Below are 13665 nucleotides of genomic sequence, written 5' to 3'. Positions count from 1 at the left end.
CATAGAGTGGAGCCATGACACAGCCGTTCATCGATTTCATCGCCCAAAGCCCCTCCGCGTTCCATGCGAGCGCGGCCGTCGCCGAAAAGCTGCAGGCCGCGGGGTTTACACGGAACATCTCGCTTGACGACGGCGCACACGCCCCCGGCGGCCAACTCATCGAGCGCGACGGCGCTGTGGTCGCCTGGTGGGTGCCCGAAAAAGCCCGCCCACGGTTCAGGGTGGTCGGCTCCCACACAGATTCGCCGGGGCTGATGGCCAAGCCGGACCCGGACGTGGTGCGCGAGGGCTTCCGCCAGGCTGCGGTGGAGGTCTACGGCGGGCCGATTCTGGCCAGCTGGTTCGACCGCGACCTGACGTTTGCGGGCCGTGTGGTCACCGCGGACCGCACCGAGCACCTGGTCAACACCGGCCCGGTCGCGCGAGTGCCCAACCTGGCCATCCACCTCTACCGCGGCGACATGCCGGAGATCGACCGCCAGGTGCACACCCAGCCAATCCTGGGCGTGGACCGACCGCTGCTGGAGCTGGCGGCAAAGTCTGCGGGGCTTAGCGCCGAGGACATCGTGGCGCACGAGCTGATCACCGCGGACGCGCAGCGCGGCCAGGTCATCGGCGACCTGCTCGCCGCCGGCCGCCTGGACAACCTGACCAGCGTGTGGGCCTCCCTTGAGGCGATGCTCGCAGCCAAGGATGACGCCGAGGACATCCTGGTACTGGCCGCCTTCAACCACGAGGAGGTCGGTTCGGCGTCCACCGCTGGCGCGGGTGGGCCGCTGCTGGAGCGTGTATTGACCAAGGTCGCGGCTGGTTTCGGCGACCCGGCCGAGATCATCGCTAACTCCATTCAGGTCTCCGCCGACGCGGCCCACGCCGTGCACCCCAATTACCCGGGCAGGCACGACCCCACCCACCACCCGCTGGTGAACAAGGGCCCGGTGCTCAAGATCAACGCGAACCAGCGCTACGCCTCCAACGCCGCCACGGAGACAGAGTGGATCCTGGCCTGCCGCGCGGCGGGCGTGCCGCACCAAACGTTCGTGGGCAACAACGCTGTGCCGTGCGGATCCACCATCGGCCCGATTTCGGCGACGCGCTTGGGCCTTCCCACGGTGGACGTCGGCGTGCCGCTTCTGTCCATGCACTCCGCCCGAGAGCTGTGCGGCGTGGACGACATGGACTACTTCGTGCGCGCGCTGACGGCTTTTTATACAGCGGCGCAGTAGGGCATACTTACCGCCATGTATTCGGGACCGTTCCAGCCAGGCGACAAGGTGCAGCTCACAGACGCGAAGCGCCGCCACTTCACCATCGAGCTCAAAGAGGGCGGGCAGTTCCACTCGCACAAAGGCATAGTCAGCCACGACGACATCATCGGCGCCGATGAGGGCACCGTGGTGAAGTCGACGCTCGGCTCCGACTACCTGTGCTTCCGCCACCTGCTGGTGGACCACGTGCTGTCCATGCCGCGCGGCGCCGCGGTGATCTACCCGAAAGACGCCGCCCAGATCCTGGTCGAGGGCGATATTTTCATGGGCGCGCGAGTGCTCGAGGCGGGCGCCGGTTCCGGCGCGCTGACCATGTCGCTGCTGCGCGCTGTGGGCCCGGAAGGCCACGTGTACTCCTACGAGATCCGCGACGACCACCTGGCGTTTGCCAAAGACAACGTCGCCGATTACTTCGGTGGCGAGCCCGAGTGGTGGACCCCGCGCCTCGGCGATTTCGGCGAAGTCACCCCGGAAGACCTGGACGGCCAGGTCGACCGCGTCATCTTGGACATGGTGGAGCCGTGGCACTTCATCGACACCGTGAAAAACGTGCTCATCCCCGGTGGCGTGTTCATGACGTACGTGGCCACCGTGCCGCAGTTGATGAACATCATGGAGGCCATTCGCGAGGCGAAGTGCTTCACCGAGCCGCGCGCGTGGGAGACTCTGCTGCGTGAGTGGAAGGTTGACGGCCTTGCCACGCGCCCGGAGCACCGCATGAACGCGCACACGGCATTCCTCGTCTGGACGCGCAGGCTCGCCGACGGGGTGACGCCGCCCCGGCCGCAGCGCAAAGCTCGTCGATAAGCAGCCCGCTCCTATGTAGGCTCGAACGCATGCCTGAAATCCACGACGATGCCTTCGGACCGGAGCTGCGCGAGCTCAAGCGCAAAAATCGCGATCTCGGGTCGCGCAACGAGAAGCTCGCTGAGCTGCTGAAAGTCAGCCGCGACAAGCTCAACGACTTGTACGCGAAGGTCGAGGAGCTCAACGAGCCGGCATCGACGTACGGGATCTACCTCGCGCCCGCACCGCGCGACGGAGAGGCGGAGGTGCACACCACCGGACGGCGCATGCGGCTGAAGGTCTCGCCGCTGGTGGATCCGTCCAAGCTGGTCCCCGGCACGCTCGTGCGGCTGGGCGAGGGCACGATCGTGGTGGAGACCTGCGGTTTCGACCCCACCGGCCAGCTGGCAACCATGGTCGAGCGCGTCGGCGTGGAACGCGCGGTTGTGGCGGACCAGCAGGGCGCCGAATCGATTGTCATGCTCGCCGAGCCGCTGCGCGAATCCGCCCGCGCCGGCGACACGGTGCTGGTCAACGCCTCCGCCGGTTACGCGTTTGAGCGTATCGCGAAGACCGAGGTTAACCAGCTGTCCCTGGACGAAATCCCGGATGTCACCTACGCCGACATCGGCGGTTTGAGCTCCCAGATCGAAACGATCCAGGATTCCGTGGAGTTGCCGTTTTCTCACCCGGAGCTCTACCAGGCCTACGACCTGCGACCGCCGAAGGGGCTTTTGCTGTACGGCCCGCCCGGCTGCGGCAAGACGCTCATTGCCAAGGCAGTGGCGAATTCGCTGTCGCAGCGCATCGGCGACGGGGGACAGGCGCACTTCATCAACGTCAAGGGCCCCGAGCTGCTGAACAAGTTTGTCGGCGAGACCGAGCGTCGCATCCGCCTGATTTTCGAGCGCGCCCGCGAGCTGGCCGCCGGTGGCAACCCGGTGATTGTCTTCTTCGACGAGATGGAGTCCATCTTCCGCACCCGCGGCTCCGGCGTGTCCTCTGACATGGAGACCACGGTGGTGCCGCAGCTGCTCACCGAGATCGACGGCGTGGAGGACATCGCCAACGTCATCGTCATCGGCGCGACCAACCGCGAGGAACTCATCGACCCGGCCATCCTGCGCCCCGGCCGCCTGGACATCAAAATCCGGGTCTCGCGCCCCAATAAAGACGAAGCCAAGGACATCCTCGCGCGCTACATCACCGAGGAGGTCCCACTTGCGGCCGCGAGCGAGGTGCTAATCGACGCCACCGCGGACGCCATGTTCGCCCCGCGTCCCTTCGTGCGCCTCGAGCTTGTCGACGGCTCCGCCGAAACCCTGCACTACCACCACTTCGTCTCCGGCGCGATGATCGCCAACGTGGTGGACCGCGCCAAGAAACTGGCCATCAAGGACCACCTCTCGGGCGTATCCACCGCCGGACTGACGGAGGAGCACCTTCGCGAGGCCGTGCGCGCCGAGCAGGACGAGAGCGAGGACATGCCGAATACGGCGAACCCCGACGAGTGGGCGCGGATCACCGGCCGCCACGGCAAGCGCGTCGTCGCCGCGGAGGTCATCGGGTAGGTTTGCTGCCTTCCGCGGCCTGGTTTTGGTCGAACAGGTGCTGGTCGATGGCGATAGCCACGGCGGCACCCGATCCGAGCGCTTGAGAGACCTGATCCGGCGAGCTAACTACGTTGCCGACCGCCCACAGTCCAGGCTGCGAGGTCTTTCCTCCCTCCACCTGGACCCAGCCATCTGCAACAGTGCAGCCAGCTCCCCGGAGGAGTTCGTCGTTCGGCTTGAACTCCGGACCAGTGAAGCAGGCTTCATAACGAACCGACCCGGAGCCAGTGGCGATCTCGACGGCGTGGTCGTCGTCAGTGGCTGGTGAAACTCCCGATACGTCATCGATGACGAGAGCTACCCCGCACTGTTCAAGGCGTTCGCGCTGTTCTGGGCTCAGGTCCATCCCATTGGCGTAAAGCGTGACGCTGGAGGCCCACTTGGTCAGCAACGTTGCGATCCTGGTGGTGAACCCCGGGTTCTTGCCTCCGACGACACCGAGGTTCTTGCCGTTGACTTCGTAGCCGTGGCAGTAGGGGCAGTGAAAGACACGGGTTCCCCACGTCTCGCTCAATCCAGGCACTTCGGGAAGCACATCCGTGATTCCGGTTGCAACCAGCACTTGCGAAGCCGTGGATGCCTCGCCTGACGCAAGCTTCACCAACCAATCGCCCGTGTCCAGGTGCTCCAGGGTTTCTACGCGTCCATCGATGAGAAGGCCCTCGTACGACACGAACTCGGCGTGGCCGCGGGCAAGCAGTGCGGAGGGATTCGCTGCGTCGAGGCCGATCACGCCATGCATGTGCTCACTGTTGCGGTTCCTAGGCGTACCCGCGTCCACGAGGCATACCTTCCTGTTCGCTCGCGCGAGATTGATCGCTGCCGCGGTCCCTGCGAATCCGCCACCGACGACAACGACGTCAAAGTGTTGACTCGCAAAGCTTGTTGCGTCGGATGCGAGTTCCTTGCTCTCGGCGACGTTGCGTTCAAGACGAATGAGACGCTCGCGCAGCGCCCGTGCATTTGCAGGTGAGTTCAGTAGGTAGCTGGTCTCGTCCATGTCCGTCCCTCTTTCGCTTCACGTCTGGGCTCGGCCCAGGGTAGCGAGCGTCTGAGCAACTGTGTCGACAGCGACATCGAAATCACCAGCGCTGAGGTGTGCAAAGCTCAGCACCAAACCGTCGCCGCTGTTGGTCCACAAGGTGGATTCCTGCCCGGACGCGATACCGGCCTCAAGCAGACGCGTTTCAAACGCGTCCCGCTCTTCTCGGGTGCCGAAACGAACCGTGAGGTCCGCGCCGTCGCCGGGTGCGAGTCGGGCACCGTCGTATAGCGGAACCAGCCGCTCATGTAGTACTTCCCGTCGCTGCGCTAATCCCCGGTGGACGGCGCGGGATGCGCGGCGGGCGACGCCGTCGTTAAGCAAGTGCGCGATCGCCCGCTGGGTGACGGAGGAAACCGGCATGCTCAAGACGCTGCGGACCTCGCGCAAAGCCTCGACGGTCGCTGGCGAGGCCACGACGTAGCCGGCGGCGAGCTCGCGGGAGAGCAGCGTGGAAAACGTGCCGAGGGTGAGCACGTCCGCGCGGGTTGCCAGCGAGGACAGCGCCGGTTGCGGGGAGATGCGGTAGCGCAGTTCGGTGTTGAAGTCGTCTTCGATTACCACGGTGTCGGTGCGCGCGGCCCACTCGAGCAGCTCCACGCGGCGGGCGGCGGGCATGGCGCCGCCGAGGGGGTAGAGGTGCGACGGGGTGACCAGCAGGGCGTCGAGGGAGTCGGGGAGAGCGTTCACCACGACGCCGTCGGTGTCGGTGGCGCATTCCACGACCTCGTGGCCGGCGAGCGGGATCACGCGACGCAGTCCCGGGTGCCCGGGGTCTTCCACGCCCACGCGCAGGTTTGGACCAAGCGCAAAAAGAATGCACATGAGTCCCTCACGGGAGCCACCGGTGACCACGATCTGATCCGGGGATACGCGCATGCTGCGGGCGAGGCGGAGGTGCTCGGCAACGGCGTGGCGCAGCTCAGGCTCGCCGGACTTGTCCACACTGTTCCCGGGCTCCGCAGCTGCCTCGCGCCACGCCTTACGCCAGGTTGCGGGGCGGATGGTGCCCGCGCTGCCGGGTGAGGGCTTCAGGGAGATCCGGGCCTTCGAGGTTGTACGGGCAGGCGTGCCGGCGGTGGGCTCGGGCAGGGGTGCGGCGACGGTGAGGTCCGGGTGGATCCGCGTCGGCGCGCCCTGGCTGGTCAGCAGGTAGCCCTCGCCTTCGAGCTGGTCGTAGGCGGTGACCACGCTGCCGCGGGATACGCCGAGCTGTTCGGCGAGGGCGCGGGTGGACGGGATGACGTCGTTAGGAGAAAGCGCCCCGCTGGCGACGGCGTCGCGGATGCCCGCGGCGATCTGCGCGGGGATCGGGGTGGGGTGGTCGCGGGAGATGTGCAGCAGCATCAACTGGTCCAAAGAAACTATATGGAACTGGCACTTGGAATCTACCAGTTGTACAGGCAGACTAAGTGGTATGCCTCAAGCAGAAGAGTTGAACCAGAAATTCATTGGCGGCGTGATCATGGACGTGGTCACGCCCGAACAGGCCAAGATCGCCGAGGACGCAGGCGCGTCCGCCGTCATGGCGCTGGAGCGCGTGCCTGCCGATATCCGCGCCCAGGGTGGCGTGGCCCGCATGTCCGACCCGGACCTCATCGAGGGCATCATCGACACCGTCAACATCCCGGTGATGGCCAAGGCCCGCATCGGCCACGTGGTGGAGGCGAAGATCCTCGAGCACCTAGGCGTGGACTACATCGACGAATCCGAGGTGCTCAGCCCCGCCGACTACGTCAACCACATTGATAAGCGCGGCTTTAACGTGCCGTTCGTCTGCGGCGCGACCAACCTCGGCGAGGCGCTGCGCCGCATCAACGAGGGCGCGTCCATGATCCGCTCCAAGGGCGAGGCCGGCACCGGCGATGTCTCCGAGGCCACCAAGCACATCCGTAAGATCACCAGCGAGATCGCGGCGCTGCAGGCGATCTGGGCGAACAACCGTGACGAGCTCTACGTCGCGGCAAAGGAGCTGCAGGCTCCGTACGAGTTGGTGGCGCAGACGGCGGAAAACGGCAAGCTGCCGGTGCCGCTGTTGGTTGCCGGCGGCGTGTCCACCCCGGCAGACGCGGCGTTCATGATGGAGCTTGGAGCGGACGGCGTCTTCGTCGGTTCCGGCATCTTCAAGTCCGGCAACCCGGAGGCTCGCGCGAAGGCTGTGGTCAAGGCCACTAAGCACTGGAACGACATCGCGGTGGTCACCGAGGCCTCCCGCGGCCTGGGCGAGGCGATGGTGGGCATCAACGTCGCCGACCTTCCCGCGCCGCACCGCCTGGCTGAGCGCGGCTGGTAGGGCCGAAAAACGCGTAAAGCTCGTTACCTGCACCTCGTTGGTGCCTTCTCAGAGGCGAAAAACGATGCGCGGGTAATGAGCTTTGTGCTGTGCCGCGTTCGCTTGGCCTAGCGCACGTCCCCAAACTTGCGCACGACCCAGCGGCTGATCGCGATAAGAGCCACGCCGAGTGCGATGGTGATCGCGGACAGGGTCAAGAAGAAGGTGCGCTCCGCGGCGGCGTCGTTCGGGTTGTACAGCGAGCCGAGGACGCCGGACAGCGCGGTGCCCATGGACACCGACATCAGCCACACCGCAAACAGGCGCGACTTAAACGCCACCGGGGCGACCTTGGTGGCCAGCGAGTTACCGACAGGGGAGAGCAGCAGCTCGCCCATAGTGAACAGGAACAGGATCAGCACCAGCACCGCAAGTGGGGTGGAGTTTTCGCCCTTGCCCACGTACGGCAGGAAGATGAACAGCGACAGGCCGATGATGATGTTGGCCACGCCGAACTTCGTGGCGGAGGCCCACTGGCGCTCGCCCAGCTTCGTCCACATGGTGGCGAAGATCGGCGCGAAGATGATGATGAACAGTGGGTTGAAGGACTGCACCTGTGAGGGCTCGAGCTCAGTCCAGAAGAAGGTCAGGTCAGCGCGCTGATCCGTGTACAGCGCCACTACGGTGAACTGCGACTGGAAGATGGCGAAGAACGCCACGGAGCCGGCGAGCAGTGGAATGTAGCCGGTCAGACGCGACTTCTCGTGCGCGGTGACCTTGTCGGAGGCAAACATCTCCCACAGCAGGATGACCGTCGCGGCAAGGGCGATAGCGAAGACGACCCAGCTCAGCAAGTCCAGCGGCAGGATGCCCGTGGTGAGCAAACCGACCACGATCGCGGCAACTGCCAGCGCGCTGAAACCGACGGGTGCCCACTTCGACCGCGGCAGCGGGTTGGGCACCTCGGAGCCGGCGGCGCCGATGGTGGATTTACGCATGAGTATGTACTGCATCAGGCCGATGGCCATACCGATGGCGGCCAGACCGAAGCCCCAGTGGAAGCCTGACTTGCCCCACACCCAGCCCGTGATCGCGGGGCCGAGCAGGCCGCCGATGTTGACGGACATGTAGAAGATGGAAAAGCCTGCGTCGCGGCGCGGGTCCTCGCGGGTGTACAGGTCGCCGAGCACCACCTGGGTCGCCGTCTTCACGCCGCCGGACCCGATGCCGACGCACACCAGGCCGATGGCGAGTCCTGCGGCGCCCGGAACGAGGGCGAGCACGACGTGGCCGACCATGACCAGGATCGCCGAGTAGAACAGGGTGCGTTCGGCGCCGAGGATGCGGTCGCCCACGAAAGAGGCGACGAGCGCCATCATGTATACGAACCCGCCGTAGGCACCAACCAGGCTCAGCGCGGTGGTCTCGTCAATGCCGAGACCGCCCTCGGTTGCCGAGTAGTACATGTAGTACCCCAGCAGCGAATTCATGCCGTAGAAACTGAAGCGCTCCCACAGCTCAATGCCGAAGAGGTTGGCCAGCCCCCAGGGCTGACCGAAAAATTTGCGCTCGGTCTGCGGCGCGGCCGCACCGGGCTGTGTTACGGAAGTCATACTCAAATAAAATACGTCTGATCGTATTATCTTCCAAACACGGACACGCCTGTAGGCTCGTCACCTATGACGCGTTACTTGGGAACCGAGACGGAGTACGGCATCACCTGCCCAGACAACCCGCAGATCAGCCCGCTGGTCACCTCCACGCACGCGGTGGTTGCCTACGCGGCGCTGCGCACCCAGGCCCGCACCCGCTGGGACTATGCGGAAGAAGCACCGCTGAAAGACGCCCGCGGCTTCAACCTGCAGCGCTACCGCAGCGTGCCGGTTGTGGACGCAAACGCGATCGGGGTGGCCAACGTGGTCACCACCAACGGCGCGCGCTACTACGTCGACCACGGGCACCCGGAGTACTCCAGCCCGGAGTGCTCGAACGCCTTCGACGCCATGGTCTTTGATGCCGCCGGCGACATCGTCCTCAACGACGCCGCCGCCTGCATACGCGAGCTGTGGGAGCAGCAGGTCTCCGTGCTAGCCAAGCACGAGCCGTGCCCGCCGCTGAAGTTCTACAAAAACAACGTCGACGGCAAGGGCCGCTCCTACGGCAGCCACGAGAACTACCTGTACTCGCGCCACACCAACTTCGAAAACCTCACCCAGGCGCTGATCCCGTTCTTCGTCACCCGCCAGGTCATCATCGGCGCGGGCCGGGTGGGCATCGGCCAGGAGTCGCAGGAGCCGGGCTTCCAAATCTCCCAGCGCGCGGACTACTTCGAGCAGGAGGTTTCGCTTGAGACCACGCTCAACCGCGGCATCGTCAACACGCGCGACGAGCCGCACGCACCCGAGGAAGAGTTCCGCCGCCTGCACGTCATCGTGGGGGATGCGAACATGAGCCAGTTCTCCAACTTCCTCAAACTCGGCATGACCTCGCTCGTACTCGACGCGATCGAGGCCGGAGTGGATTTCTCGGACCTGCGCCTGAAAAGCCCGGTCGAGGAGATCAAGGCGGTCAGCCACGACCCCACGCTGCAATACGAGCTTGAGCTTCTCGACGGCCAAAGGATGTCCGCGATCTCCATCCTCCGTGAATACAGGAGAAAGTGCGACGGGCGGGGCGACGTCGATAAGCAAGTGCTCACGATGTGGGGCGAGGTCCTCGACGATCTCGAGCGCGACCCGTTGTCCACGGCCGATCGTCTGGATTGGACCGCGAAGTGGGCGCTGGTGCGCAGGTTTGGGCAGCGCGGCGCAACCCAGGCGAAGCTGCAGGCGATTGACCTGCAGTACGCGGACATCGACCCAAAGACGTCCCTGTACCACGCGCTGGTGCGCAAGGGCGCGATGCGCACGCTGGTCAGCGCCGAAGAGATCGCGCGCGCCGCGGTGCACCCGCCGGAGGACACCCGCGCCTACTTCCGGGGACGCGCCGGCGAGAAGTTCGCCGAGGACCTAACGGCGTCGAACTGGCAGTCCATGCTGTTTACCGTGGACGGGCAGCTCTACCGGGTACCTCTGGACCTGCTGGGCAGCCACACGAAAGCGGACGTGGGGGAGTTAATCGAAAACTCTGCGACAACACGCGACCTGCTTTCTGGCCTGGGGCTGGCCCCAGAACGCTAAGGTTGCATCTATGGCTACGCAACAGACACACGCTTCCGGCGGCGGGGACAACCACAGCGAGGACGTCGCCGCAGAATCGGCCGGCCAGACCCAGATCAACACCTCCGGCACCGACGACCTGCTCGACGAGATTGACGCGCTGTTGGACAACAACGCGGAGGAGTTTGTGAAGTCGTTTGTGCAGAAGGGCGGGCAGTAAGCTGACAACCAGCTACCCGCGCCGAGTGATGGGCGTGGAAACGGAGTTCGGCGTGGCCGCCTACGACGGCTCACGCCAGGTGCTCACGCCCGAGGAGGTCGCGCGCTACCTGTTTCGCCCGGTGGTCGCGCAGCACCGCAGCTCCAACGTGTTCACCGCCAACGCTTCGCGCCTGTACTTGGATGTGGGATCGCACCCTGAGTACGCAACCGCGGAGTGCGACTCGCTGAGCCAACTGCTCGCCTACGACAAGGCGGGAGAGCGGATCTTCCACCAGTTGTCGCAGCAGTGCGACGAGGCGCTGCGTAACGACGGCTTCGCGGGCTCGACATACCTGTTCAAAAACAACGTGGATTCGCGCGGCAACTCCTACGGCGCGCACGAGAACTACCTGATCAGCCGCGAGCTCGCGCTGAAGTCCTTCGGCCAACAGTTGCTGCCGTTTCTGATCACGCGCCAGCTGATCTGTGGCGCGGGCAAGATCGCGGGGGATAAATTCGTCATCTCCCAGCGCGCAGACCAGGTGTGGGAGGGCGTTTCGTCCGCCACCACGCGTACCAGACCGATCATCAATACCCGCGACGAACCCCACGGAGATTCCCACCGCTTCCGCCGCATGCACGTGATCGTGGGAGATTCCAACATGTCCGAGCCCACCTTCGCGCTGAAGGTCGGCTCGATGCTGCTGGTTATCGAGATGCTGGAGGCCGGCTTCGACCTGCCGGACATGGAGCTGGCGGATCCGATTGCGCACATCCGCGACATCGCCGCCGACCCCACAGGCGCCACCGAACTCACCCTTGCAGCGGGCGGCACCGTAACGGCTCTCGAGGTGCAGCAGCGCACCCTCGAGGCGGCGAAGCGCTGGCTTGAGCAACGCCCGGACGAGGGCACGCCGAATGAGGAGATGGCGCGCGTGGTGGACCTGTGGTCCCGGGTGCTCGACGCCATTGCCACGCAGGACTTCTCTGGCGTGGACACCGAGATCGATTGGGTGATCAAGCGCAAACTGCTCACCCAGTTCAAAGACCGGCTCGGCTGCGGCTGGGACCACCCGAAGCTCGCCCAGATCGATCTGACGTACCACGACATCAACCCCGAACGCGGGCTGTTCTACGTGCTGGAGCGCAAGGGGCTCGCAGCGCGGTGGATCGACAACGCCGCGATTGAGAAAGCGGTGGACAACCCGCCAGCGACTACGCGAGCCGCTGTTCGCGGTGAGTTTCTCACCGCCGTGCGCGAGCGGGGCCTTGCGCATAATGTCGACTGGGTGCACTTGAAGGTCAACCGCCCGGAACCCCGCACCGTGGAGCTGCAGGACCCGTTCGCCAACGCGGACGATGCCGCAGCCGACCTAATCAGCTGGGTGCGGGCGCAAGAAACTGCAGAAGGGTAGGTCGCGGTGGCCAACGACAATGACATGGTCGTGCGCCAAGTTGGGCTCACGTTTGCGTTGCTGGCCTCACCCGCGAAGCGTGACGTCGCCTGGGTGCAGGCGCATGTTGACGGCTACGGTGGCCGCACCCGCGATGCCGCTACCCACTTAATTGAGCGCGACGTGCGCGAGCTGCGCGACCTCGGCGTGCCCGCGCGCTACCAGGACGGCGAAGTCTGGGTAGTCAAGGACCTCTACGAGCTGCCGGCTGTCGACCTCACCGCCGAGGAAGCCTCCGTGGTTGGCCTTGCCGCAGATTTGAGCAAGCCGGGATCGCTCGGCGAGTTCGCCCGCTCCGGCTGGACCAAGCTCGCGGCCTCAGGGGCGACGCGCTCCATGGACGCGCCCGCGCTGATGAGTGTGTCCAACGACATCTTCCAGCTGCGCCCAGACACCCTGCGCGCGATTGTGAAGTGTGTGCAGGCGAAGCAGCGCATTTCCTTCGACTTCGTCCGCGCCCCCGGCAAGGACCCGGAGCGCCGCGTGGTGGACCCGTGGGGCGTGGTGTCTTTGAACAACCGCGCCTACTTTGTCGGTTACGACATCGAGCGCGAAGACGTGCGCGTGTTCCGCCTGAAAAAGGTTTCGGGGCTGAAGAAGGTGCGCCACAGCGACGCATTCCACGAGCGCGCGGGCGACCTGCAAGCGCTGGTGGAGGAGACGCTGCGCGGCGAGCTGATCAGCGCCACCGTCACCGTCACCCGCGGCACCGGCGAAGAACTCGCCCAGCGCGGCACCCGCGCCTCCGGAGTCGACACGGGCGGGCAAGACCATGACACCATCACGCTGCGCGACGTTGACCGCGACTGGGCGGTGCGCACCATCGCCAGCCTCGCCGGAAGCGTGGTCGCGGTGGAGCCGGTGCAGGTCCGTCAGGACGTCGTTAAGCTGCTGCGCACCGCTGTAGAGGGGAGCGACTAATGGCCGTGGACTTCAAGCGCCAGGAGCGCGTGGTGCGCTTGCTGAACCTGCTGGCGTACTCGTCGAACCACCCGGGGCTGACGCCGATGGAGATCGCCCGCGACCTGGGCGCGGACCCGATGCAGGTGCGCGACGATTTCGAGCTGCTGTTTCTTTCCGGCGTGGGCACCGGGCCCGGCGAGATGATCGACCTGGAGTACTCCTGGAAAGGCGTCGACATTATCGACGACCAGGGGTTGACCACCCCGCTGCGTCTTTCCCCGGCGGAGGCAAGCGCCCTGCTCATCCTGCTGGATTCCCTGGAAACCATGCCGGGGCTTGTGGACGGCCGCGCGGTGCGCTCCGCCGCGGAGAAGATCCGCGCGGTGACGACCTCCCAGGCGGTCAGCGACGCCGAGCACACTGCTGACGCCGGCGTCGCCGGCACCGTGGCGGAGGCGCTCGCCGCCAAGCGCAAGCTGCGCATTACCTACTATTCCGCATCCTCGGACACCGTCTCCGAGCGCGAGGTGGACCCCGCGAGCCTGTTCCACCAGTCCGGCGCTACCTACCTGCGCGCCACGGACAGCGGCGAGACGAAGACGTTCCGCCTGGACAGGATCCAACATGCGGAGCTTCTCGACGTTCCTTCGGAGACCCCCGGCACAGATTTCGACCCGGCGGACCCTTTCGGCATGGCCGACCAGCCGCAAGCCAAACTGCTAATCCACAAAGACGCCACCTGGCTTGCGGACTACTGGGACATCGAGCTGGAAGATGCGCAAGCGCAGGACGAATGGCTCCCGGCAACCATGCGCTACGGCAGCGACAGCTGGCTGGTTCGCTTCAGCCTCAGCCAAGCTGACCGGGTTCGAATCGTCGAGCCTGCAGGTCTTGCCGCGGAAGCTATGTCGCGCGCGCAACGAATACTCGACGCGTTAGACTAATCTGCGCGTTACACCGTCTTCGGA

At 65.5% G+C, this 13665-nt stretch carries 12 protein-coding genes; 9 read left to right on the top strand and 3 right to left on the bottom strand.

The features are described from left to right. Positions 1-14 precede the first annotated feature (14 nt). From CAFEL_RS05690 to arc, 3 genes are read left to right on the top strand one after another with little or no spacing between them, the layout of a single operon-like run. Positions 15-1226 (top strand): M18 family aminopeptidase, encoded by a 1212-nt coding sequence (locus CAFEL_RS05690; RefSeq protein ID WP_194559261.1) that lies wholly within the window; start codon positions 15-17, stop codon positions 1224-1226. Between the two features lie 15 nt (positions 1227-1241). Then, positions 1242-2075, top strand: coding sequence for a tRNA (adenine-N1)-methyltransferase (locus CAFEL_RS05685; protein ID WP_063936707.1), 834 nt, complete (start codon positions 1242-1244; stop codon positions 2073-2075). A 29-nt stretch (positions 2076-2104) separates the two neighbouring features. Beyond that, positions 2105-3625, top strand: coding sequence for a proteasome ATPase (gene arc, locus CAFEL_RS05680; protein ID WP_194559260.1), 1521 nt, complete (start codon positions 2105-2107; stop codon positions 3623-3625). On the opposite strand, the gene CAFEL_RS05675 is transcribed toward arc, so the two are convergent. Together CAFEL_RS05675 and pdxR are read right to left on the bottom strand one after the other, a co-directional pair. Continuing rightward, positions 3615-4667 carry an NAD(P)/FAD-dependent oxidoreductase gene (locus CAFEL_RS05675; RefSeq protein ID WP_194559259.1) on the bottom strand — a complete coding sequence of 351 codons (1053 nt, stop codon included), beginning with the start codon at positions 4665-4667 and terminating at the stop codon, positions 3615-3617. The two genes, arc and CAFEL_RS05675, sit on opposite strands and share 11 nt — an antisense overlap. Before the next feature lie 18 nt (positions 4668-4685). Then, the gene (gene pdxR, locus CAFEL_RS05670) at positions 4686-6056 is read right to left on the bottom strand and encodes a MocR-like pyridoxine biosynthesis transcription factor PdxR (RefSeq protein WP_194559812.1); all 1371 of its coding nucleotides are present in this window, start codon (positions 6054-6056) and stop codon (positions 4686-4688) included. A 70-nt stretch (positions 6057-6126) separates the two neighbouring features. Here pdxR and pdxS point away from each other — a divergent pair, with 70 nt between their 5' ends. Further along, complete coding sequence (gene pdxS / locus CAFEL_RS05665; protein ID WP_194559258.1) at positions 6127-7002, top strand: pyridoxal 5'-phosphate synthase lyase subunit PdxS; 876 nt, start codon at positions 6127-6129, stop codon at positions 7000-7002. Positions 7003-7109: 107 nt separating this feature from the next. On the opposite strand, the gene CAFEL_RS05660 is transcribed toward pdxS, so the two are convergent. Then, positions 7110-8594, bottom strand: coding sequence for a peptide MFS transporter (locus tag CAFEL_RS05660; protein WP_194559257.1), 1485 nt, complete (start codon positions 8592-8594; stop codon positions 7110-7112). Positions 8595-8660: 66 nt separating this feature from the next. On the opposite strand from CAFEL_RS05660, the gene dop reads away from it, so the two are divergent. From dop to CAFEL_RS05635, 5 genes are read left to right on the top strand one after another with little or no spacing between them, the layout of a single operon-like run. Then, positions 8661-10160, top strand: coding sequence for a depupylase/deamidase Dop (gene dop / locus CAFEL_RS05655; protein ID WP_194559256.1), 1500 nt, complete (start codon positions 8661-8663; stop codon positions 10158-10160). A 10-nt stretch (positions 10161-10170) separates the two neighbouring features. Beyond that, the gene (locus CAFEL_RS05650) at positions 10171-10359 is read left to right on the top strand and encodes a ubiquitin-like protein Pup (RefSeq protein WP_194559255.1); all 189 of its coding nucleotides are present in this window, start codon (positions 10171-10173) and stop codon (positions 10357-10359) included. A 28-nt stretch (positions 10360-10387) separates the two neighbouring features. Beyond that, positions 10388-11755 (top strand): Pup--protein ligase, encoded by a 1368-nt coding sequence (gene pafA / locus CAFEL_RS05645; protein WP_194559254.1) that lies wholly within the window; start codon positions 10388-10390, stop codon positions 11753-11755. 6 nt (positions 11756-11761) lie between these two features. Next, on the top strand, positions 11762-12715 hold the full coding sequence (locus CAFEL_RS05640) for a helix-turn-helix transcriptional regulator (RefSeq protein ID WP_290171950.1): 954 nt from the start codon (positions 11762-11764) through the stop codon (positions 12713-12715). Next, positions 12715-13641 (top strand): helix-turn-helix transcriptional regulator, encoded by a 927-nt coding sequence (locus tag CAFEL_RS05635; protein WP_194559253.1) that lies wholly within the window; start codon positions 12715-12717, stop codon positions 13639-13641. Before CAFEL_RS05640 ends, CAFEL_RS05635 begins: the two co-directional genes overlap by 1 nt. Positions 13642-13665 lie beyond the last annotated feature (24 nt).

Source organism: Corynebacterium afermentans subsp. lipophilum, from assembly GCF_030408375.1.
Lineage (GTDB): Bacteria > Actinomycetota > Actinomycetes > Mycobacteriales > Mycobacteriaceae > Corynebacterium > Corynebacterium lipophilum.
Note: the sequence above shows the minus strand (reverse complement) of the source record. Positions and strands in the feature narration are given on the sequence as shown.